General features: G+C 67.8%; 23 protein-coding genes, 1 tRNA gene and 1 pseudogene. 10 read left to right on the forward strand and 15 right to left on the reverse strand.

What is annotated here, in order from left to right; all coding sequences use genetic code 11:
• Positions 1 to 4 precede the first annotated feature (4 nt).
• The 3 genes from HDC94_RS00990 to HDC94_RS01000 are packed head-to-tail and all read left to right on the forward strand — an operon-like array spanning position 5 to position 2,199.
• The gene (locus tag HDC94_RS00990; protein WP_179494055.1) at positions 5 to 676 is read left to right on the forward strand and encodes an urease accessory protein UreF; all 672 of its coding nucleotides are present in this window, start codon (positions 5 to 7) and stop codon (positions 674 to 676) included.
• Positions 669 to 1,448, forward strand: a complete 780-nt coding sequence (ureG, locus tag HDC94_RS00995) for an urease accessory protein UreG (protein WP_308495591.1) — start codon at positions 669 to 671, stop codon at positions 1,446 to 1,448. The genes HDC94_RS00990 and ureG overlap by 8 nt, the downstream gene beginning before the upstream one ends.
• The gene (locus HDC94_RS01000; protein WP_179494059.1) at positions 1,423 to 2,199 is read left to right on the forward strand and encodes an urease accessory protein UreD; all 777 of its coding nucleotides are present in this window, start codon (positions 1,423 to 1,425) and stop codon (positions 2,197 to 2,199) included. Before ureG ends, HDC94_RS01000 begins: the two co-directional genes overlap by 26 nt.
• Before the next feature lie 31 nt (positions 2,200 to 2,230).
• On the opposite strand, the gene HDC94_RS01005 is transcribed toward HDC94_RS01000, so the two are convergent.
• Entirely contained in the window at positions 2,231 to 2,740 is a 510-nt protein-coding gene (locus HDC94_RS01005) for a hypothetical protein (protein WP_179494062.1), read from the reverse strand.
• Positions 2,741 to 2,825: 85 nt separating this feature from the next.
• On the opposite strand from HDC94_RS01005, the pseudogene HDC94_RS14475 reads away from it, so the two are divergent.
• Positions 2,826 to 3,413: pseudogene (locus tag HDC94_RS14475) on the forward strand (Pr6Pr family membrane protein); the annotation flags it as partial.
• A gap of 34 nt (positions 3,414 to 3,447) precedes the next feature.
• Here the strand turns inward: HDC94_RS14475 and HDC94_RS01010 are convergent.
• Positions 3,448 to 4,839, reverse strand: a complete 1,392-nt coding sequence (locus HDC94_RS01010; protein ID WP_179494064.1) for an FAD-dependent oxidoreductase — start codon at positions 4,837 to 4,839, stop codon at positions 3,448 to 3,450.
• Positions 4,840 to 4,985: 146 nt separating this feature from the next.
• Between HDC94_RS01010 and HDC94_RS01015 the strand changes: the two genes are divergently transcribed.
• From HDC94_RS01015 to HDC94_RS01035, 5 genes are all read left to right on the forward strand, one after another.
• Entirely contained in the window at positions 4,986 to 5,276 is a 291-nt protein-coding gene (locus HDC94_RS01015) for a DUF2277 domain-containing protein (protein WP_179494066.1), read from the forward strand.
• A 75-nt stretch (positions 5,277 to 5,351) separates the two neighbouring features.
• Entirely contained in the window at positions 5,352 to 5,876 is a 525-nt protein-coding gene (locus HDC94_RS01020) for a MarR family winged helix-turn-helix transcriptional regulator (protein ID WP_179494068.1), read from the forward strand.
• A 106-nt stretch (positions 5,877 to 5,982) separates the two neighbouring features.
• Positions 5,983 to 6,564: an NADPH-dependent FMN reductase gene (locus HDC94_RS01025; protein WP_179494070.1), complete on the forward strand. Its 582-nt coding sequence runs from the start codon at positions 5,983 to 5,985 to the stop codon at positions 6,562 to 6,564.
• Entirely contained in the window at positions 6,564 to 7,382 is an 819-nt protein-coding gene (locus HDC94_RS01030) for an SDR family NAD(P)-dependent oxidoreductase (RefSeq protein ID WP_179494072.1), read from the forward strand. Before HDC94_RS01025 ends, HDC94_RS01030 begins: the two co-directional genes overlap by 1 nt.
• Positions 7,383 to 7,706: 324 nt before the next feature.
• Entirely contained in the window at positions 7,707 to 7,907 is a 201-nt protein-coding gene (locus HDC94_RS01035) for a hypothetical protein (protein WP_179494074.1), read from the forward strand.
• Between the two features lie 74 nt (positions 7,908 to 7,981).
• Here HDC94_RS01035 and HDC94_RS01040 read toward each other — a convergent pair whose 3' ends face one another.
• Positions 7,982 to 9,031 carry a zinc-binding alcohol dehydrogenase family protein gene (locus tag HDC94_RS01040; RefSeq protein WP_179494076.1) on the reverse strand — a complete coding sequence of 350 codons (1,050 nt, stop codon included), beginning with the start codon at positions 9,029 to 9,031 and terminating at the stop codon, positions 7,982 to 7,984.
• A 74-nt stretch (positions 9,032 to 9,105) separates the two neighbouring features.
• Between HDC94_RS01040 and HDC94_RS01045 the strand changes: the two genes are divergently transcribed.
• Positions 9,106 to 9,699 (forward strand): TetR/AcrR family transcriptional regulator, encoded by a 594-nt coding sequence (locus HDC94_RS01045; RefSeq protein ID WP_179494078.1) that lies wholly within the window; start codon positions 9,106 to 9,108, stop codon positions 9,697 to 9,699.
• A gap of 227 nt (positions 9,700 to 9,926) precedes the next feature.
• On the opposite strand, the gene HDC94_RS01050 is transcribed toward HDC94_RS01045, so the two are convergent.
• The 12 genes from HDC94_RS01050 to HDC94_RS01105 form a co-directional block, all read right to left on the reverse strand.
• Positions 9,927 to 10,002, reverse strand: a tRNA-Arg gene (locus HDC94_RS01050).
• 54 nt (positions 10,003 to 10,056) lie between these two features.
• A complete protein-coding gene (locus tag HDC94_RS01055; protein WP_308495592.1) occupies positions 10,057 to 10,938 on the reverse strand; it encodes an EamA family transporter in 882 nt (293 codons plus the stop codon).
• Between the two features lie 44 nt (positions 10,939 to 10,982).
• Positions 10,983 to 11,366 carry a hypothetical protein gene (locus tag HDC94_RS01060; RefSeq protein ID WP_179494080.1) on the reverse strand — a complete coding sequence of 128 codons (384 nt, stop codon included), beginning with the start codon at positions 11,364 to 11,366 and terminating at the stop codon, positions 10,983 to 10,985.
• Positions 11,363 to 11,746, reverse strand: a complete 384-nt coding sequence (locus HDC94_RS01065) for an MmcQ/YjbR family DNA-binding protein (protein WP_179494082.1) — start codon at positions 11,744 to 11,746, stop codon at positions 11,363 to 11,365. Before HDC94_RS01065 ends, HDC94_RS01060 begins: the two co-directional genes overlap by 4 nt.
• Before the next feature lie 35 nt (positions 11,747 to 11,781).
• Positions 11,782 to 12,474 carry a hypothetical protein gene (locus tag HDC94_RS01070; RefSeq protein ID WP_179494084.1) on the reverse strand — a complete coding sequence of 231 codons (693 nt, stop codon included), beginning with the start codon at positions 12,472 to 12,474 and terminating at the stop codon, positions 11,782 to 11,784.
• A gap of 142 nt (positions 12,475 to 12,616) precedes the next feature.
• Positions 12,617 to 13,399 (reverse strand): phosphate ABC transporter ATP-binding protein, encoded by a 783-nt coding sequence (locus HDC94_RS01075; protein ID WP_218870658.1) that lies wholly within the window; start codon positions 13,397 to 13,399, stop codon positions 12,617 to 12,619.
• 366 nt (positions 13,400 to 13,765) lie between these two features.
• On the reverse strand, positions 13,766 to 14,809 hold the full coding sequence (locus HDC94_RS01080) for a sortase domain-bontaining protein (protein WP_179494086.1): 1,044 nt from the start codon (positions 14,807 to 14,809) through the stop codon (positions 13,766 to 13,768).
• Entirely contained in the window at positions 14,806 to 15,408 is a 603-nt protein-coding gene (locus tag HDC94_RS01085; protein WP_179494088.1) for a hypothetical protein, read from the reverse strand. Before HDC94_RS01085 ends, HDC94_RS01080 begins: the two co-directional genes overlap by 4 nt.
• Before the next feature lie 11 nt (positions 15,409 to 15,419).
• Complete coding sequence (locus HDC94_RS01090; RefSeq protein WP_179494090.1) at positions 15,420 to 16,643, reverse strand: hypothetical protein; 1,224 nt, start codon at positions 16,641 to 16,643, stop codon at positions 15,420 to 15,422.
• An 80-nt stretch (positions 16,644 to 16,723) separates the two neighbouring features.
• Positions 16,724 to 18,154: a cell wall-binding repeat-containing protein gene (locus HDC94_RS01095; protein WP_179494092.1), complete on the reverse strand. Its 1,431-nt coding sequence runs from the start codon at positions 18,152 to 18,154 to the stop codon at positions 16,724 to 16,726.
• Positions 18,155 to 18,186: 32 nt separating this feature from the next.
• A complete protein-coding gene (locus HDC94_RS01100) occupies positions 18,187 to 19,302 on the reverse strand; it encodes a substrate-binding domain-containing protein (protein ID WP_179494094.1) in 1,116 nt (371 codons plus the stop codon).
• Positions 19,303 to 19,436: 134 nt separating this feature from the next.
• Positions 19,437 to 22,049: a hypothetical protein gene (locus HDC94_RS01105; protein ID WP_179494096.1), complete on the reverse strand. Its 2,613-nt coding sequence runs from the start codon at positions 22,047 to 22,049 to the stop codon at positions 19,437 to 19,439.
• Between the last annotated feature and the right edge of the window lie 9 nt (positions 22,050 to 22,058).

A 22,058-nucleotide genomic window follows, 5' to 3' on the forward strand; every position in this document is an offset into this window, starting at 1 on the left:
GCCCATGACGATCGCCGCCGCCAGTACTGTCGCCCTCCTGCTCGCCGATGCTCGCCTGCCGAGCGGTGGGCACGCGCACTCCGCGGGCATGGAGCCCGCCCTCCTCGGTGGCATGCCCGCCACGGATGTCGCGGCCTTCCTCACGCAGCGTGCCCGCACCACGGCCCTCGTCGACGCCGGCGCCGCGGTGGCAGCCATGCATGCTGTGCTCGATGGCGATGGACGCGGCCTCGCGCCGGTCGAGCGTGCGTGGTCGGCACGCACCGCGAGTTCGGCGATGCGCGAGACATCCCGCGAGCTGGGGCGCGGACTGCTGCGTCTCGCGCGCCGAATCTGGCCGAGCGCCCACGGGATCGGGGAGCTCGGGGAGGCGCCGCCCCGGCCCCTCGTGCTCGGGGTGATCGCCGCCGAGGTGGAGATGACCGCGGAGGAACTCGTGCGGCTCGCGGTCTACGACGACCTCGCGAGCGCGGTCGCCGCCCTCCTCAAGCTGGAGCCGCGCGACCCAGCGGAGGGCGTGACGCTCGTGCTGCAGGCCTGCGCCTCGGTCGAACCCGCTGTTGCCTCGATCGCGGCCATCTGGTCGCCCGATGACATCCCCGCGCTCAGTGCGCCCCAGGCCGAGGCGTGGGCCGAACGACACGCCACAACCCCAAGGAGGCTCTTCCGTGGCTGAACAGAACACATCCACCCGCGCACTTCGGCTCGGAGTGGCAGGTCCCGTGGGCACGGGAAAGTCGTCGCTCATCGCGACCGTCTGCCGCGCCCTGGCCGACGAGCTGCGGCTCGGCGTGATCACGAACGACATCTACACCGACGAGGATGCCCGCTTCCTGCGGTCGGCCGGAGTGCTCGAGCCCGAGCGCATCCGTGCCGTCGAGACCGGGGCCTGCCCGCACACCGCGATCCGCGACGACATCACCGCGAACCTCATCGCCGCGGAGGACCTTGAGCGTGACTACGCACCGCTCGACGTCGTGCTCATCGAGTCCGGAGGCGACAACCTGACCGCGACGTTCTCCCCCGCCCTCGTCGACGCACAGCTCTTCGTGCTCGATGTCGCCGGCGGTGGCGACGTCGCGCGCAAGGGTGGCCCTGGCATCGGTCGCGCCGACCTGCTCGTCGTGAACAAGACCGACCTCGCGCCCTACGTCGGTGTCGACGTGCCGCTCATGGTCGCCGACGCGCGCGCCGCACGTGACGGCCGAGCCGTGCTCGCACTGTCGCGGACGGATCCCGACTCCGTCGCCGAGTTGCGCGCCTGGGTACTCGCGATGCTCGCCGCCCACCGGTCGGGCAACCACGTGCCTCAGGACCCCGGGCCAATGGCGCCGCACTTCCACGCGGACGAGGACGGCGGCCACGTCCACTCGCACGACGAGGACCACGCGCACGACCACGACCACGACCACACCCACGAACATGTCGGGGACCGGGCTCACCACTGAGCCGACGCGGATCTCCGTCCACGCGGGCGAGACACGCGTCCGCGTCGAGCTCGTCACGGGGGCGCTCGCACCTCGCCTGATCGAGCGGGACTCCGCCTCGGCACTCGTCGCTCTCGCGGCCGCGCACATGCTCCTGCTCGACGGCGACACGGCGACCATAGAGGTCGAGGTCGGTGCCGGGTGCACCCTCGAGATCGAGGACATCGGCGGCACAGTCGCCTACCCCGGCACGTCCCACTGGCGCGTTCGCGCGGCCGTCGGCGAAGGGGGCCGACTCCTGTGGAAGGGCCTGCCGTTCGTCGTGACCGCGGATGCCACCTCCCACCGCACGACCGACCTGCACCTGTCCACCGGCGCATCGGCACTCCTCCGCGAGACACTCGTGCTGGGTCGCCACGGCGAGACCGGTGGTGCGATCGATTCGCGGATGTCGGTGAGCAGTGTTTCGGTGACCGGAGAGCACGGCCCGGTGCTGGTCGAGCGACTCGAGGCCGACGCGCAACACCCCGGCCCTGGCATCCTGGGCTCCCACCGCGTGCTCGATTCGGTGATCGCGGTGGGGTACCGGCCGCCGACCGCTCCGGGCGACCTCGTGCTGGAGCATCCGGGGGCCGTCGCGCGGTACCTCGGGCGGGAGACCCACGCGTCGGGGCTCGACGCTGTGTGGCAGCGGTGGCGACACGCGCTGCTCGAAGAGCAGCACACCCGCCCCGAGAGTGCAGTTCTGACTACTCGCGTCGGCGGCCGCTAGTCACAGGTGCATTCTCAGCGACGGACCACGCTCAGTGCACCAGGATCTTGAGCAGAATCGCGAGCCCACCGAGGGCAGCGGTAGCCGCCGCTCCGAGCACGCGCCAGTACCAGGCGATGCCCCGACCGCCGAAGGCGATCCACCCCACTATCGCGAGGATCGCCACCTCGATCCACAGCGCGGCCCAGTACGCGTAGTACCCGTCGTTCCAGCCGAGCAGGCCGATGATCAGCAGGATGACGGGCGGCACGGCAGCGAACAGGAATCCCCTGGAGTGGTGGAGGGCGATGCGGAACGATTCGCCCAGCAGGATCTCCTCACCGTCGGCCCTCGCGCGTTGGGCGGCTACGGTGTGCACGAAGACCTCGGTCGCCCAGAACACGAGCATGCTCAGCACGGTGATCGCGAAGACATCGCGGATGCCACCGGCCTCATTGGCCACGGCGATGACGACGCACACGAGCACCGTTCCCGACACGAGTTCGGGTGAGATGAACTCGCGCCGCAACCACGCGGACGTCCAGGGGCGCACGTCAGTCACTAGACCCTCCTCACGGTGCGACAAAAAGCATAGTGAGCGACGGCAGCCCGCGAGGCTGGCGAGCGCAGCCGCTTATCGTTGAGGGATGACCGCGAGGCGCGAGGTACTGGTCGGCGCCCTGCGTCTGGCACTCGCGGCCGCGTGCGCGATCGCGCTCGTGTTCCGGTTCCAGTGGGGGCTCGGATGGGTCGAGCCATCCAACTACTTCGCCTACCTGACGATCCAGAGCAACATGGCCTTCGTGCTGGTGACCACCGTGAGCGGGATCGTGGCGCTGCGTGGTCGGCGGACGAGCGCCCGGCTCGATGCGGTGCGCGCGGGCGTTCTCACCTGCACGTTCACCGCGGGAATCGTGTTCGCGGCGATCCTGCAGCAGTCCCTGGCCCGCGGGCTGCCGGTCTACCTGCCGGGCTCCGATGTGGTGCTGCACTTCGTGCTTCCGCTCGTCGCACTCCTGGACTGGGCGGCGACGCCCCGAACGCGACCGCCAGCGAGGGTCATGGTGTTCGTGCTCGGCTACGTCGCCACGTGGGGGGCGATCACTCTCGTGCGCGGGAGCATCACGGGGTGGTACCCGTACTACTTCCTCGACCCCAACCAGACGAACGGGCCCGGCGAGCTGGTGCTGCTGTCGGGCATCGCCGTGGCCGTCTTCGTCGCGGTGGGGATGCTCGTGATCTTCTTCCCCCGACGGCTGCCCGGCTGGCTCAGGAGGCGAAGGGCGCCAGACTCCGGCGGGCCGCCGCCTGGAGATCGTCGTCATCCAGCTCGGATAACTCGCGGGACCGCTCACCGCCCACAATCCCGAGGAGCACCGGGCGGCCGGTTGCTGGTTGCAGGTTGACCCACAGGCGAATCAGCTCGTCCTCGTCCTCGCGCACCCACCACGCGGCATCCGTGCTCCAGAAGGCCGTCTCGAACTCCATCCGCACCAACTCGATGTCCCCGACCGAGAGATCGTTGAGCGCGGCCCGGTGAGTCAACGGGAGGGCAGGGTCGAAGTCGATGAGCTGCTCCTTCAGCACGCCGATCGGAGCAGTCACGATGACCCTGTCGACACTGAGTGACTCGCCCGTACCGAGGCGAAGACTGACGCCCTCGTCGTTATAGGCGATCCCGGCGACCGCGGTCGACACGACCGTGTCGATACCGTCGAGAGCCGTGTCGATGAACGACGAGAGTGGTCCCAGGGGTACCGCCGAGGGCTGCGGGGTCGGTGTGGAGAACCACGCACTGAGCGCGTCGGCATCGGCACCCGTCATCCCGGCGATGTCCAGGAGCACCTGCTCGAGCAGCACCTCAGCGGTCACGTCGTCGGCCGAGGGCAAGTCCACTCCCTCCTGGAGTGCTTCGGCCACGGAGACGTCCTCGGGTTGGTCCTGTGCCCACGCTGCGGCTTCGCCGGGGGCGGCGGATGCTGCGGCCAGGGCAGGATCGTCCGCGGCGAGTTCGGCCGGGGCATCCGCTCCCCCCAGCGCATAGGCCGAGGCATCGTCGATCGGCGCGAACTGGATGCCGTCGCGCGTCATCGTGTCGATGAGGTCAGCGTCATCGACCTGCCCCAGGCGCCAGGCGCCCAACTCGAAGTAGTCTTCGCCGGCGACCCTGCTGTCGATGCGACCGCCCGTGCGATCGCGGGCCTCGACCACGATCACGTCGGTGCCGCTCGCCGCCAGCAGTGTTGCTGCGCTCGTGCCCGCCGCTCCGGCACCAACGATGGCGACCCGTTCGCCCTCGCGGGTGACCTCGAGCACGCGCACTGCAGCGGCCCGTCCGGACGATATCGCGCCACGAACCGTGCCCTGCGCATCGGAAAGCCCGTCGCCGGCGAGGAACACCCGGTCGAGGATGCCACGCTGCAGCACCTCTCTGCTCTCCGGAAGTCGCCCCACACCGAGGTAGCTCGTGGCGCCGCGGGCGTACGGATCGCTCGACCAGCGGGAGCGGGAGAAGGACCGGGCGGCAGGCACCCCGTCGGGGCGGGGCGTCGTCGTCGGCGTGGGGGATGGCTCCGGCGAACCGTCGGTGCACGCCGCGAGAACCAGCACCGATAGGCCCGACGCTGTGCCTGCGAGGAAGCTTCGGCGTGTGAAAGACATCTCCCCGCTACTGTACCTCGCGGGTTTCTTCGGGGACCTGCGCGGTCGAGAGTGCAGTTGCGACTAGTTCAGTCGGGATGCTGCGGTGCGAACTGCACTCTCGATCGGTCTTCCACCCCGCGGCGCCTCGGAGTTACCCTGTGCGCATGTGCCGCAACATTCGCGTCCTCCACAACTTCGAACCGGCCACCACGGATGAGGAGGTGCGGGAGGCCGCGCTGCAGTTCGTGCGCAAAGTCAGTGGCTCGACGCATCCGTCGCGGGCCAACACCGCAGCCTTCGAGCGAGCCATCGACGAGATCGCGCTGGCCACCCGCCGCATGCTCGACGAGCTCGTCACAAACGCGCCACCCAAGAACCGTGAAGCCGAAGCCCTCAAGGGGCGAGAGCGCCACGAGAAGCGCATGGAGCGAGAGGTGCGGATCCGGACGAGCTGAACCTCGGCGCCCAGTAGCCACAACCGATTGTCTGCACAACAATAGGTGCGACAACCTATCGAGTATCGTCGATGTATGGCCGCACATGATGGCAACCCTGAAGCTGGCCCAGTCGCGCCCGACCTGGGTTGGTCTCTCAGCGTGATTCTGCGCCGATGGCACGAACTCGTCGAAAGTGCGCTCACAGGACTCCCGAACGGCACGAGGGGCTACCAGATCCTGTCGGTCATCAGCCAGGGCGACCCGCCCACACAGAGCGCGCTCGCCAAGCACCTCACGATCGACAAAACCGTGATGCCGTACATCATCGATTCGCTCGAGACGGCCGGTCTACTCGAGCGGCACGTGGATGCACAGGACCGCCGAGCGAAGCGGATCGTGATCACTCCTCGCGGCGCCGCGGCACTCGCGGAGTACCAGTCGGCCGTGCGCGACGCAGAACAGCAAGCGCTCGGCGATGTCCCTCCCGCCATTCGCGCAGCATTCATCGACCAGGCCGAGAGCCTCGCCCTGTCGATCAACGCGGGACCCCCGCCCGCGGATGCCTGCTCCGACTCGATCGACGGTCTGACCGTGTCTGGAGTAGCTCCTCTCAGATAGCAGTCAAATTAATATGTCTGGCAAATCATTTGTAGACAGGAATATATGTTTACAGGTGTGAATTGGCCTTAGCGGCGCCGAACGTGCGACCGCGAAAGGAAAACCAATGTCCGACCTCAAGATTGCTGTCATCGTGGCGAGCACCCGCCCCGGCCGAGTGGGGGACCAGCTCGGTAGCTGGGTACTCGCTCGGGCGACATCCCGGGATGACGCGACCTACGACCTCATCGACCTGAACGACCTGCCACTCTCGCGCCTCGACGAGAGCATCCCGGCAGCGATGGGCGCGTACGAGCATGACCACACCAAGGACTGGGCTGCCCTGATCTCCCGGTACGACGGCTATGTGTTCGTGACCCCGGAGTACAACAAGTCGATTCCGGGTTCTCTCAAGAACGCGATCGACTTCGTCTACTCCGAGTGGAACAACAAGGCGGCGGGGATCGTCAGCTACGGCGGGGTCGTCTCGGGCTCCCGCGCTGCCGAGCACCTGAGGCTGATCCTGGCGGAGCTGCAGATCGCGAGCGTTCGCCAGCAGGTGATGTTCTCCACCGGTGCCGACTTCGAGAACTACTCCGTGCTCAAGACCCCCGGTGACCCGCACGCGGCTGCGCTCGACACCATGCTCGATCAGTTGGTGTCGTGGTCCACGGCACTCAAGACCGTGCGCGCAGGCCAGGCACGCTGATGGCCCGGCTTGAAGGAAAGGTCGTCATCGTCACCGGTGCCTCGGGCGGGCTGGGTTTTGCCGGCGCGGAACTGATGGCGAGGGAGGGCGCCCGGGTTGTGATGTCCGGTCGGTCGTCATCAGTTGTTGACCGGGCATCCGTTCTGCGCAGCCAGGGCTTCGACGTGACCACCCACATCGGCGACGTGGCGGAGCCGACCGATGTGCGGGCGATGGTTGCCACCGCGATGGACACCTACGGTCGACTCGACGTGCTCTGGAACAACGCCGCACTCGTGGACGTCGACTGGATCCTCGGCGACACCGACGTGGTGGACATGAGCCTCGAGCACTTCATGAGAACGATCGAGGTGAACACGGGCAGCGTCTTCCTCGGCGCCAAGTACGCGATCCCCCACATGATCGCGTCGGGAGGAGGGTCGATCATCAACACCTCGTCGCTGCAGGGCTTCGCGGGTGACACGAACCTCACGGCCTACGGAACCAGCAAGGCGGCGATGAACTATCTGACCCAATCGATCGCGACGGGGTTCGGTCGGCAGGGTATTCGTGCGAACACGCTCGCGCCGGGCCTCATCCCTCCGCCCCAAGCGGCAGCAGCCCAGCCCGGCCACCGGCTCGAAGGCGCAGCCAGCACGCAGGTGGTTCTCGACTCCCAGCTGCTCGGAACCGTGGGCGAACCGTCGGATGTCGCGAATGCGGCTGTCTTCCTTGCCTCCGATGAGTCCAAGTTCATCACCGGGCAGATCCTCTACATCGACGGCGGCTTCACGGCACACCAACCGACGTACGCGGACAAGCTGCGCCAGCGGGGCTAGTCTCCGGGCGCTCGGCGACGAGAGTGCAGTTGTGACTAGTTGCACCGGAGCGGGGCGGTTGCAACTGCACTCTCGGTGTGTGCCCGGAGGGATTTGAAACCTAGTTCAGCCCTCGAGGGCATCACGAGAGCACCCCGAAATGCTGCAATCACCGATTCTGGGTCTTCACTGATCATGTGAGTGTGTCCAGCTTCGTGCACATTTGTAGGGTCGGCGGGTCGAAGTGCCCTATCTCATTCCCATCAGGGATCCGATAACGGCGACGCCATTGTGGTCCTCAATGATCTTGAACGCCCCGGTTTCGGTGAGGGTCTGGGTGCAAGCGTGGTGGATCGCGAGCACCAGATCCTGCAGGGTCGGATCATCTTCGGCGTCCGCACGATCGCGATCTCTTGTGAACACGACGGTCCCCCAGACAAGGTCATGACCGACGACATCTGCCTCGACCCCCACCGTGGTGCCGACCTTTCCCTCCTGCGCATGGGGTCGCGGGTGTCGCTGAGGGACGCGCTCAGGGCGAGCTGATGGCGGTGGGCGCTCCCCTACTCACGGGGTGGGGAGCGCCTGATGCCATCCCAATAGCGGTGAGCTCACCCACCTCAGATCGTGACGACCAGCTTGCTCGCCGACACCCCGCCCTTCAGTTTCTGTATCGCACCAGGGATCGCCTCGAGTCCGGTGCCGACTACGTCGGCGACCGGTGCCGGGCGGTATTGGGCCGTTGCCAGGGCATTCGGCAGGAAGTCAGCAAAGATCGCGGGGCCCACCTCGTTGTCTTTGAGGCTGCCGCCCCAGATCGTGCTCACGTGCACACCGCTCATGCGGGCGCGGAGAGCCTGAAGGCTGATGAGTGGGCCCACCATCGCTGAGGCGACGCGGCGGCTCCCCTGGGTTCGAGAAGCGACCCGGATGCTGGGGCGAAGCGATCCATCGCCAATTGCGATGGTTCCAGTGAGAGGACTATTACCGATCGCGGTGACGAGTTCATCCACTGCGTTGACGCTGCGATAGTCGATGACGGCCTCGGCGCCCAGCGACCGCACGTAGTCGACATTGCGGGGTGATGCCGTGGCCACGACGCGATACCCAGAGCTTCGAGCCAGCTGGATCGCGTTGCTTCCGAGGCTCGTCGACCCGCCCCACACGAGGACCGTCTGTGCCCGGTCGATAGGGCCAATGGTGGGCAACGGGAGGCCTAGCTGATCCTTCTGGTACAGGCCAACGGCTGCGGTGGCGAGTGTGAGCGGCAGAACGGATGCTTCCTCGAACGTCACCGCGTCGGGGATCGGCGAGACAAGGTGCTCCAGTAGAACCACGTAATGCTGGAATGCGCCCTCGGCCGGATTGTTGCGAGATTTCTCTAAGCCGACGGCGTACCCGATGACGCGGTCGCCCGGAGCCAGGCGGGTGACGCCCGCACCGACCTCAACGATCTCGCCTGCGACATCCGTGCCGATGATCGCCGGAAACCGCACCCACGGAAAAGCAACGCGGTAGATGAAGGCGCCAATCGCGTCTAGTGGGTTGATGGCGACGGCCCGGGTGCGCACGACCACCTGCCCCGAAGCGGGTGGTGTGTACGGGGCAGGGGCGAGGGTCAGCTCGCCTGCGCGGCTCGAGAGCCAGAGGGCCGAGTTCTGAATGGTCATACGAGCGATACTAGACACTGTCTAGTATCTAGTCAATGTCTAGATGAGGGACGAGCGACCGGTATGCTGGGTCCGTGTCAGATCGGCCATTTCACCACGGCAGTTTGCGCACGGCGCTGCTCGAACGGGCTGAGATTGTTCTGCGTGAACGTGGCATCGACGCTCTCTCATTGCGCGAACTCGCCCGAGATGTCGGCGTCAGTCACGGAGCGCCCCGCACCCACTTCGTCGACCGCCACGCGATGCTCGGCGCTCTCGCCGATCGGGGCTTCGATCGACTCGCCCACGCGATGCGCACCGCCGCGACCAGTCAGCCTGACGACGCGGGCTCCTCCCTCCTGGCGTCAGCCCGCGCCTACATCGACTTTGCGATTGCTGAGCCCGCCCTCGTCAACCTAATGTTTTCGAGCCTCAAGGATGACCCGAACTCGGCCTCGAGTGGTGCCGGACGGTTCTTCGGCACAGTGCGGGAGCTCGTCGGTTCGTGGATGAAGGCTGGCGCAGTGGCAGGCGATGACCTCGACCGTATGGCCCTGCTCGTATCGGCCATGATGCGGGGGGTCGCCACTTTTGCGGCCTCCGGTCGCCTGAGTTCCGAGGAGATCGACAACCTCGTTGTGGACGCGGTAGCCAGCTTCGCTGCACTGCCGCCTAGGCCAGGAGGGTGACCGCGAGGAAGTCCTCTGGCGGGAGATTGTCCGACCTTTTTGGTGCGCCCGGAGGGATTTGACGCCCCACCGGCACGGCCGCCACATCGCGGTTGCACGTTGGTGCGAGCAGTGCCCAGGGCGATGCGTCGGAACCGGCGCGGCGGGGACCCCAGCGCGCCAAAGTGCCACCCGCGTGCTCCGAAACGAGAAAGACCCCGTCACAAAGCGACGGGGTCTTTCTCGTTTGGTGCGCCCGGAGGGATTTGAACCCCCGGCCTATTGATCCGTAGTCAATTGCTCTATCCGCTGAGCTACGGGCGCGTGGTCGGCTACAGCCAACCCAGAAACTATACCAGCGATCTGGGAGGGCGAAAGTCAGGGGGCCGGCTCGTCCGTCTCCAGGCGGTCGGCCCTGGCGGCGGCGCGGACGGCGCCCATGGAGGCCACGACGACGAGGGCTATGCCCGCGACATCCGCCCACGACAGGGACTGCCCGAGAATGAAGAGGCCCGCGAGCGCAGCAAGAGCGGGCGCGAGACTCAGCAGGATCGAGAACGCGGATGCCGGCAGCCGCCGCAGCGCGATGAGTTCCAGACCGTACGGCACCGTCGACGAGAGCACGGCGATCGCGACGCCGAGGAGCAGCACCCAGGGCTGCACGAGGGCGAGCCCCGCACTGCCGATGCCGAACGGAAGGATCGCCAGCGCGCCGATTGCCATCGCGAAGGCGAGTCCGTCGAGGCGCCCGAAGGTCGCGCCCGCGCGCCTCGACAGCAGGATGTAGCCGGCCCACGCCGCACCAGCGCCGGCCGCGAACAGCACACCGAGCGGGTCGAGCTCGCCCGCACCACCCCAGCCCACGATGGCAACACCGGCGAACGCGAGAATCGCCCACAGCCAGCTCGACGCCCGACGGCTCACCACGACGGAGAGGATCAACGGCCCGAGAATCTCGATGGTCAGGGTCACGCCGAGGTGCAACCGCTCGAGCGCCAGATAGAACAGCGCGTTCATGCCCGCGAGCACGAGTCCGAACGCGAGCACGGTCAGCCAGTCGGCGCGCGAACGTCTGCGCACGGACGGGCGGAAGATCACCAGAAGGATGAGCGCGGAGAACACGAGGCGCAGGGTCACCATGCCGATCGGGCCGACCTGCGGGAAGACCGTCACCGCGATCGCAGCGCCGAGTTCCTGGCACACCAACCCGAGTACGACGATGCCCGCCGACCCCACAACACCGCCGCGCGTCGCCTTCACTTCATCAGCGTACGGGAGCGCGCCGACACCGGATGCCGCGAGCCTCAGTGCTCCGGAATGCTCACCCCGAACGGCTCACTCTCGACCTCCGCGCCGCCCGATTCGTAGGTGACGACGAGCTCGTAGTCGCCTGCGCGCAGAGGCTGGATGTGCTCCTCCACATCCCCGCACTCTGTGCGGCCATCCACAACGCTCGCGGTGGAGGTGAGACGTGATGCGCCACCCCAGTCGGCCCAGAACGTGAACCGGCACGTGCCGCCCGATTCCACCACGCCCTCGACATACGCGGAGGCGTGGAGGAACCCGTCGCCGTCGACGGCGGCCGCCGTGACGATCGGCTCGACGGGGCGCGGGCTCGTGGCATCCTGCGCGGGTGTGCACCCGGCAAGCGCGAGGAGCGCAACGAGCATGATCGCGGCGCGTTTCATCGGGCATCCAGCAGCTTCACCTGGCGCACGAGCGCGACCTGCCGGTACGAGGCGTCGATGAGTTCGGCGACCAACTCCCAGTCGAGGTCCGGGTCGTCGATGCCGATGCCGAGCCAGCCGTTCTTGCCACCCCAGTACGGCGGGTCGAAGATGCGCGAATCCTGCCGGAGGGCGGGTGCATCCTCGGGATCGGGCTTGAAGACGACCGCGTGCCCGAGCCCGCGCGGCGACGAGACACTCGCGAAGATCTTCTTGCCCGCACGGAACGTGGGATGCCCCCACGCCTCGACCTCGATGGCCTCCGGGAACGGCAGGCACAGGCGCCGAACCCGCTCCACGAGCGGGTCGCCTGCCTCGAAGGCACTCGGATGCTCGGCCATGCCAACACGGTAGCGCTGGCTCCCGACCGAGGGAACTACCAGGCCTCCGGCGGCGCCTTCACGACGGGGACCTCGGTGTACGACCAGTGCGCGCCGTTGTTGTACATGCCACTCGCCCAGCCTGAGAACCAGATCGCGTTCTCCGTCGTGGCGGTGGGCGAGTCCGCGCGGAAGGCCGCGACGATGCCCGAGTACTTGGGGAGGGTGTTGAGCGCCTCTGCCGCGTTCTCGGCCGCGATCACGAGGTTGTCGTAGCTGCCGAGTCCCCCGCCCCCGCCGGAGCCCCAGCCGTTGTTGAGGGGGTTGTTGCGGTTCCACCAATCGTCGACGTAGTTCTCCTGGCGCATCCAGCGCGTGAAGACGGTGACATTGTTGTCCGTGATCGGGAAGCCGCCGAGCAGCAGCACGAGTTTGGCCCAGTCGTAGTTCGTACCGCCAGCCACCAGCGTGTCGATCCCGGGGGTCGCACCGTAGCCGTCACGGGTGACCGCAGCGACGGCGACGTCATCGTCAACCTCGATGCTCTGGGCGTGCTGCTCGAGGTACGACTGCAGCAACTGCGACTCCGAGGGCATGGGCGGTGGGGCCACGGCGGTGAGTGCCGCGAGTGCGAACGCGACAATCGCGGCCGCGAGGGCGAGCACACTCCGGGCAGCACCGGATGCCGCACCCGGGGCGGAACCGGGCCGGTCACGTGAGAAGCGCGAGAAGAAGGTGGAGGGAGTCATCGTGATGCGAGCCTGGGCTGGCGTGGGGATCGACGTCGCCGGAGGACGCCAGAGTACCAGCACCGTCGCGCAGGACAGTGTGCTCCAGAACGCTGGGAGCTGGCTCAGCGTCCCCGAATGTCCTACCTACCCGAGCGCCCGTTTATCCGAAGCGACCGTTGACGTAGTCGTGCGTGCGGGGGTCGATGGGGCTCTCGAAGAGCACCTTGGTGTCACCCTGCTCGACGATCGCGCCCGGCGTGCCCTGCGCGGCGAGGAAGAACGCGCAGTTGTCGGAGACGCGCTGGGCCTGCTGCATGTTGTGGGTCACGATGACGATGGTGACCTCGTGCGCAAGTTCGAGCATGGTCTCCTCGATCACGCGCGTCGACGTCGGGTCGAGCGCCGAGCACGGTTCGTCCATGAGCAGCACGCGCGGGCGCACCGCGAGCGAGCGCGCGATGCAGAGGCGTTGCTGCTGGCCACCCGAGAGACCGCCTCCGGGCTGGCGCAGGCGGTCGCGCACCTCCTTCCAGAGTCCGGCCTTCGTGAGGCTCGACTCCACGAGGAGGTCCTTCTCGTCGCGGCTGGCGCGCGTTCCGGTGAGCTTGAGGCCCGCGATCACGTTGTCGTAGATCGACATCGCGGGGAACGGGTTCGGCTTCTGGAACACCATTCCGATCTCGCGGCGCGCGGCCGTGAGACGGCGGTTGGCGCTGTAGATGTCCTCACCGTCCAGCAGCACCTCCCCGGCGAGGGAGGCCGACGGGATCATCTCGTGCATGCGGTTGAGGATGCGGAGGAACGTGGACTTGCCGCACCCGGACGGGCCGATGAGGGCCGTCACCTTGCCCGCCTCCATCGTCAGGTCGACGCGGTCGAGCACCTTGCGGTCGCCGAACCAGGCCGAGATCGAGCGGGCCTCGAGCGTCGCGAGCTCCGACAGTTCGACGGGCGCGCTAGCCGGAACGTCGGCGGTCGGCGCCGGCTCGATGAACGCGCGGAACTCCTGCGTCACCGTGAGTGGCTTCTCCTCGACGGGCGTGAAGGGCTCGAGGTCGGATGCCGCGGGGCTCTCGGTCGCGTCATCCTTCTGCTCCACCTCCGGCGTGGCCTTCACGACCGCCGTCGGCGCGGTCGTGGGCGTGTGGCCCTTGCGGGGCGCCTTCTTCTTGACCGGCCGTGTGGTCTTCGCCGCGGGAGTCGCGTCGGAGTCGAGAGGCGTGGTGGGCTCTGGAACAGTCACAGGGGTGTCTCCGGGAATCACAGTCGTCATCAGTTCTGCCGTCGTCGTGGTGGGGGTAGCTGTTCGCTACAGGAGATTGGGAAGCATGGACATGGCGGCGTTCGCGGTCGCGGCGCCGAGGGCGAGGAGGACGGGCACTGTCACAACCCAGGTCTGCCAGACGCCCCAGCGTCCGCGCACCCAGCGCAGCGCGATGGTGGCGATGGCGAGCCACTGGAACCAGAACAGCACAGGGAGCCAGTCGGTCGGGGCGGAGCCCATGGGGAGCTCCGAGGCATCCAGCACCTTCTCGGTGAAGACGGGCGACGGGGTCTCGTGCACCTCGGAGACGAGCGCGGCATCCACATGGAGCACGCCACTGGGCGCGAGCGGGGCGCCGTCCGCGGTCACGAGCTCGAGCATCCCCTCGCCCGGCTCGAGGGGCTCGGAGAGCAGGTCACCCTCGCGACGGATGTTGAACACCTCGTAGGTGCTCGTGCCCTGCGCGGTCGTCACCTCGATGACGTCGCCGTCCTCGAGCGCGCTCAGGTTCTGGAACGGCCCACCGTAGGTGGCCTGCCGCCCCATGATCACGGACCGACCCTCCTGGCCCGGCATGACGGTGTCGCGCATATGGCCGGGTGCCGCGAGCAGGTCGTCGGGTCGCGTGCCCTGCACGAAGACCTCGTTGACGCCGATCGAGTCGATGGTCAGCGTGCCGATGGGGGTGCCGTTCGGCACGAGGTTGCCATCCACGTCGAGCTGGCCGAGCGGTGCGGTCGCCTTGGCGAGTTCGACCCGAAGCTCCTCGTACAGCAGGAACTGGCCGCGGGAGTGCTGCAGCCAGCCGACGAGCGTGACGTGCGCCACGAACCCGAGCGACAGAGCGGCGATGAGCGTCCAGGCAACGCCGATCCACCAGCGGATCTGGCGGGGGTTGGGGCGCACCCTCGGCTGCTTGGGCGGGCTCGGCGGGCGCTGCATCCACTGCGGCATCCGCTGCATCGGGTTCGGCGGCGGATAGGACGGGGCGGATGCCGCGAGCTCGAGTTCCCGCAGGGAACCGGTGTCGACGGCCGCATCGTCGGCCCCCGCGCCCTCGGCGGTCTTCGGCAGGTCGGTCACGGTCACGATGGGGTTTCCTCACTGGCTCCGCGGCCGCTGAACCAGCGACCGATCGGTTCCCGGTAGCTGATCGCGAGGGCGATGAGGGAGATGGCGAGCACGCCGAGCACGATCCACATCCAGCCCATGCCGGCGCCGCCCGTGCCCGCGGGCGCGACAACGACGAAGGCCGCGTTGGTCACGTGCTTCGAGTCCCAGCCGGTCGCCTCGACCACATGGTCGCCGGGGCGGATCTCGGCGGGAATCCGGAACTCGGCGACCGCAGTACCGGTCTCGTCGGCGACGAAGCTCGCCACCACGATCGGCCCGCGGTAGAGCACGAACTGCACCTTCTCGCCCGGGGTGTTGCCCTCGGAGCGGGCGACGACCCAGTCACCGGCCGCGACGCGCTCCTTGTCGAGCTCGAGTCCGTCGGCGTCCTCCTGGGGCTTCGCGGGGGCGACGGGACTGCCATCGGCGGGCCGGGGTGCCGTTGTCGCGCTCGGAGTCGGGGTCGGCGTCGTGGACGACGTCGCGCTCGGTGTGGGTGTCGGCGTTGGTGTCTCCGCGAGCGCCGCCGTGCCACCCATCGAGAGGGCACTCGCCAGCAGCACCGCCGCGGCCATGATCCGCAGTCTCATGCCGCACCGCCCGACTGCGGCGGGGCCTGCTGGCTCGCGCGACCTGCCGCGAAGTCGTCGATGAACTGGTAGCTGCGTGCACGACTGCCGGACACGTAGCGGGCCGCCACTGCCACGGCACCGACGACGATGAGCACGAGCATCCAGAGGGACCACGAAATGGCCGGGGTCATGGTCTGGCCCGTGGCTTCCGGGTAGACGATCGAGTAGTTGGCGGAGGTCTCGGGCACGATGGGGCCGGTGCTACCCGGGCCCTGTGCTGCGGTGGGCGTGGCATCCGGTGCCGCGGTGGGGGCGTCGGTCGGCGCGCTCGTCGCGGGTGCCGTCGGTGCGACGGGCGCGACCGGTCCCGTGGCGGCAGCCGCCTCAGCGACGGGGTTGGGGTCACCGGGCTTCACCGACACGATCGAGACGTCGGCCCACGCGAGGAGAAGCGGCAGGATGCCCGGAACCTCCGCTCGCATGCGCACAGCCTCATCCGGCATGAGGTCGGAGACGGGCTCCGGTGTGAGGGTCGCGAGCTGGATGCCGAAGGGTCCGGTGATGGAGATGGTCTGGTACAGGTCGACTCTCGTGTTGCCGGAGTTCGCGACCGCGTACTCGACGGCCAGTGACCCGGGCGCGAAGGGGTTCAGCGACGCGGAGTACCGGCTGCGAGTTCCGCTGACGGTGATGCCGGGTTCGCGGATGCCGGAGACGCTGATGAAGAGGGGCACGCCGGTCTGGGCGGCGATGTCGGGCACCGCCGAGTCTGCACCGGACTCGATCAGGGCGAGGCCCGCGACATAGTCGCCGGGGTCGGCATCGCCGGGAACGGAGATGGTCACGGTCACCCACGCGGAGGCTCGAGCCTCGAGGGTGAGCACCTGGTAGTCCACAGCGAGCCAGCGGCCAGCGGCCACGGGCTTCTGGTCGGTCGGCGCGAGCAGGAGCGTGCCGTCCTCGGTGTTCGCTGCATCCACCGCTCGGAGCTGCACACTCGTGCGCTCGTCGCTGAGGTTGGTCACGAGGATGGTGTCCTGCGCGGTCGCGCCGGGGTCTGCGGAGGCCTCGATCGAGGTGCGCGCCTCGTCGCCCACGGGGGCGGGTGCGATCGACACAGTCGGCTCGGTCGCGCTCAAGCCGAGCGCGCCGAGGGGAGCGACCGCGAGCGGAACGATCGCGAGCACTGAGGCGAGGCAGGCTGCGGCGATCACGCGAGCGGGGTGTGTCAGGACCATCGAGAACTCATCGGGTTAGGGGGTGGGTCCCGCTGCGGGGCCACTCCGAGTGGAGCGGCCCCGCAGGGGTTTTGGTACTGCTAGGCGCAGGGCGTGAGAGCCGCCACGTTGGCGTCGAGCGACGGCACGCCACCGAGCAGCACGATCTTCGTCACGCCGAGGTCCTCGATGGATGCGAGGACCGAGGCGGGAACGCAGTTCGTGCGCACGGTGAACAGCGGGGCGTCCTCAACGCCGGCACGCGCGCCACCGGCGAGCGCATCCGGGAAGTTGATTCCGGTCGCGAGGTACGCGGTGTCGGCCTCGGTGAAGGCGTCGTTGTTGATGACGACACTCGTCTCGAAGCGGTTGACACCGGCGTTGCGCTTGACGTCGTAGAGCGCGTCGAGCTGCGCCTCGATTCCGGCGCTCACCGCCGCGGACGTACCCGCGAGCTTGACCTTCTCAACACCGAGCGTGTTGAGCGCGGACATGGTGGCCGTGTCGAGCGACGCGTCGGTTCCGCGCACGAGCACGACGGGGCCATCGAACTGGGCCGCAGCAGGCGAAGCCGCCAGAGCGTCCGGGAAGTTCAGGCCCGTCACGATGTACGCAGAGTCGGTGTTGCCCGCGCCGAACGCGTCAGCGGCGATCTTGCGCGACGTGTCGTAGCGGTTGACACCGCCGAGGCGCGAGACCGTGTGCGTGAACGACAGGTTCTTCAGCGTGGTCTCGACACCCGCATCGACGGATGCCGTGGATCCGACGATCACGATCTTCGCGGGGCGAAGGCGGTTGATCTCGGCAATGACGCTCGCGGGGACCTCCGACGCGCGGGTGAGGAGCACCGGCACACCGAAGTGGGCCGCTGCGGCGGAGGCGCTGAGGGCATCCGCGTATCCATCACCGGTTGCGACGTAGACGCGCTCGACGCCGGGCTGGAAGGCCTGGGAGACACCGACAGCAGTGTCGAAGCGGTTTGCTCCGGCGATGCGCTCAACGGTGACCGGCTCGGGAGCCGTGACGACCGACCATGCGCCACTCGTGGCGTCATAGGTCATGTCGAGGCTCACGTACGGGTCCGTCGCGCGGTTGGGCTGGGCATCCGAAGCGAAGAAGTAGTAACGGAGCTCGAAGGCACCGCTCTGCAGTCCGCTCAGGGCGTTCAGCTGCTTGTTGCTGACGTAGGTGTTCGTCGGGATGATCGAGCGGTTCAGGTTGATGGGCTGGCCATCGAACCCGTTCGCCCCGGCCGTGACGGCCATGCTCGGGCGGCGAGCCTGCGCGATAGCGCCGATCTCGGTGCCGCCCTGGTAGACGAAGGTGCCGCTCAGTGCGCGGTAACCCTCGGGAGCTCCCACGCTCACGGCGATACCCGTGAGGAAGTTGGAGTCCGAGACGTTACCCGAGGTGGGTGTCAGAGTGATGGTTCCGGGGATCTCAGCTGCGGACGCGGACTGCGCCACCGCCAAGCCACCGGCCATCACGGCGCCGGCGATGGCCAGCGCAGCGAAGCTCTTAATGGTTTTCATTCCAGTGATTCCTTAGTGGTCTGGAGCGGTGGTTAGAAGGAGTAGCCCTGCTTGTACGTGGTGGTGTTGCCGCACAGGTCGCCGATCGTGCCGAAGCCGTACTGGCGGATGGTCGCACCTGCCTGGCACACGCTGGAGCCGGTGCCCACGAAGGTCTGCTGGAGCTGCACGTCGGCTGCGCTGGAGCCCGTGAGGCGCGCGGTCGAGACGACGTTGTAGACGAGACGCGTGATGGGGAACGCCGAGTTCAGCTCGATGCCGCCACCGTCGACGGGCACGTACGGCTTGATGGTGCCGATGCGGCCGAGCTCGATGTTGCCGCGACGCTCGGCGACCGTGGTCGGGAGCGAGCCGTGGTTACCCTGCGCGATGTACTGGGCAACGGAGAAGGGGACGATGTCACCCTTGCCGGTCACGAACGTTCCGTTGTGCTCCTGGACCGTGTTGCCAAGGTCCGTGGCCACGCCACCCGCGGTGATGTTCGCCTCGGTGAGGCCGAGCTGGCCGATCCAGAAGGAACGCGTGCCCGAACCGGTCTGCGGGAGCAGGGGGCGGATCGTGACGCTCTGGAAGTTGGCGTCGGTGTAGGTCGTGACCGTACCGCGGTAGATGTTGCGCAGCGTGAACGGTGCGGGGCTGATCGAGTCCTGCGAGGCGTCGCCCTTGGCGATGTCGCGCGGGAAGTCGCTCGCGGCGCTGACGGCGTACGTGACGGCGTCACGGGCGAACGGGATGAACGTGAGCTGCGAGCCCGGGAGCGAGCCCGAGGGGCCGCTCGACGAGCGCGCGAAGTCGACCTGGCCGGTGATGTCGACACCCGAGCCTGCCGGCCACTTGTCGGTGCCGTTGGGGTTGATGGATGCCGTCAGCGCCTTCTGTCCGTTGCCGGAGCCGTTGGGGCGGTTGAAGGTGGGGCCATCGGCGCGGACCTTGATGGTCGCGCTGCCGACTGCGTCGTACGAGCCGATGGTCGGAACGACGGTGGCGAGGCCGCCGACGAGGCCTTCGGTGGTGTCAGATCCGACACCGACCAGGGGCTTGTAGTCGGTGGGGTCGGCCATGGCCGGCGCAGCTGCGCCGAACGCCATCGCCGCTACTGCGAGGGCTGCGACTGCGCTCACGCGCAGCGTGCTCTTCTTGTGCATCATTCTCCAAGGTGTTGTGGGTATCGTGCCCCGTGTATGACCGCCGTTCGCGGCCTTGCCCCCCATTGGCTTAGCGGTTCGATGGGGGGCTCTTCTTTCGGGCTGAGGCTGATACCCGAAAGCAGGTTTCTGTGCTCCTACGGCAGCCCCCTGAACAGGAAGGGGCCGATGAGGAATCCGAGGAATCCGATCACGAGGGCGATCACGAGCGCGCCACTGGCGATGGCGGATGTCGCGGCCGTCCGGTTGTCGGAATCCTGGAACTCTGGGGCTGCCGCGACCTGGTCGTCCTTGGTCGTCGGCGTTGTCGAGGAACTCGTCGTCGACGACTTCGTCGTGGACGACTGCTTCACGGAGGTGCCACCGGAGGCGGGGGCCACGGGCGCGCCGAAGGCGCGAATCGCGGTGACCGCGGCCTGTGCCTCGGAGACGAGCGCGGGGGTGAGCGGGAGGTAGCCGTTGGGCAGCTGCCCGATGCTCGTACCGGTGACCTGTCCCTTCGTCGTCACCTCCGTGATCATCGCTGCGTACTTCTCGCGGCTCTCGCTGTCGCTGCCCGAGACGTTCACGGCGGCGTACGTGACGATCGTCATGGGATAGCCGCCGCTCGAGACCTTGCCGGGGTCGACCTGCTTGACCGTGTCGAGGGTCGTGGGGGCGAGCGCGGCGAGCGCCGCCGTCATCCCGTCGTTCTCCGGTGCCACGATCTCGTCGCTGTTCGGAATTTTGAGCGAGGCCATGCTCAGGCTGTACCGGTGCGCCGACGGGCTGTCCGTGATCGTGATCATGAACTTGTCACCGGGGAGCTGGGTACCGGAGCTCACCCAGTCGCCGGTCTCTCCGGCGGAGTTGAGCTTGGTGGCATCCCAGACCGTCTTCGAGTTGGGCGTACCGCGGAACGACTGGCGCGCACCCGACAGCAGATTCTCGGAGTAGGGCGCGAACTGGATGCTGCCGAACCGCGACTTCTCGAGTCCGAGGTGCAGCGGCACGAGACTCTCGTCATTCTTGGGGAACGAGTCGAGCACGACGTCGGAGAGGCTGCGTGGCGATCCATCGAGGTTGGTCAGGCCCACCTCACGCGTCACCGGGTTGTCACCGAGGTCTGCGCCGTTCGCGTCGAGGTACCACGGGATGGATGCCCCGGGGTTGCCCTTGGGCAGGTAGTACGGGTTCACCGTCATGCCCCAGTCGTCGGGCTCGCCGGCGAGGAACGCCTTCGCGTCGGCGTCGGCGACGATCCAGCGCCACACCTGCTTGATCGCATCGGCGCCCGAGGGACCGGGCAGCACGATCGCCGGGTTGTTCGTGAACTGGGAGTAGTTGTCGGGGTTGAGCTCCCGGAACTCGGGGTCCTGGTTGAGATAGTTGTACGAACGGTTGACCTCACCGAGGTGCGCGAACGGGCGGCGCACGTCGGACGAGTTGGATGGCACGGTGAACTTGTACGACTGGGTGAGCAGCTTCGCCACCAGACGGGGCGACAGGTTCAGCTTCTCGACCCGACCGTTCGCGCCCTCGGCGAAGAAGCCGACGACCACGCTCGAGACTCCTACCGGGGCATAGATGAGCGTCGTCTTCGCGAGCTGGTTGCGCTCGTCCTCGTTGAGCAACTCACCGGGACTGACCGGGTAGCCCGTGTAGGCGATCTTCGGTCCGGCGCCCTCGGCGATGACTTGGGCGCGGGCGACCGAATCCGGGTTCGTGGCGAAGCTGTAGGTGACCGACGTCGACTGGCACAGTGCCGGCTGCCACGAGATCATCGCGCTGATCATGAGCTGGGAGCCGATGACACCCTTCTCCTTGCTGCCGGTCGGGCAGCTCGCGCTCGTGGGCTGGAAGTCGAGCGGCACGACGACGCGGTTGTCCCAGTAGTCGCACTGGTCGCTGATCGGGCTACCGCCCTGAACGGACCCGGCGCGACCCTTCGTGTACGGGGCGTAGTTGTTGCCGGGGTCGCGGAAGCTGCTGCACGAGGTTCCGCCTCCGAAGTGGGTACCACGGGGGACGATGACCAGCCAGCAACGGTTGTTGCCGTCGCTGCCGCATCCGAGCTGGGGTGCCTGGATGGAGGTCTGAGCCTCGAAGTCGAAGTACCCGGTTCCGTCGTTTCCGACGCGAGCCGCGGTGACCTCGTTGGTGGTCGCGGCTCCGATCTCCTCGAGGAGGGGGTAGGTGTCCTTGCCGTCCACCCGCACGATGCGGCCGGTCACGGGCTCCCCGCCGCGGGGCTTGAACGGCACGTCGGTGACATTGGTCGCGTCGGGCTGCCAGGCGTCCGGTCCGACGCGGAACGTGTTGTCGGGTACGACGATCGAACCGAACCCGGCGAGACCGCGGCCGCCCCATTGGCAGGTCTCGCGGAAGTCCTCCGAGGCCGGGTCACCCCAGCACTGCATCGCCTGCACGAAGTTCTGGGCGTTCGTGACCATGGTGCCGTCGTTGCTGAACGAACGGGTCCCGGCGAATCCACTGACGCTCACACGCACGGCCTGGTCGATGATGCCCGTGGTCTGCGAGACCGTGACGGATAGGTTCTTGAAGTCGTTGAAGTGCGCGCTCGAGGGCAGGCGCTCCGGCTGGAACTCCCGCGCGGAGCTGGTGTCACCGTTCCACGCGACCGTGAGGGCCGAGTCGGTCGTGACCGCCGCGGTCGCCGCCTGGGCAGGGAGTGCTGCGCCGGGGAAGACCGCGATGGCTCCCACGAGGAATGCGACGAGGGACATCGCGGCTACACCTCGGGCTGACACGGCGCTCAC

It is taken from the genome of Leifsonia sp. AK011, from assembly GCF_013410945.1.
Taxonomy (GTDB): domain Bacteria; phylum Actinomycetota; class Actinomycetes; order Actinomycetales; family Microbacteriaceae; genus Rhodoglobus.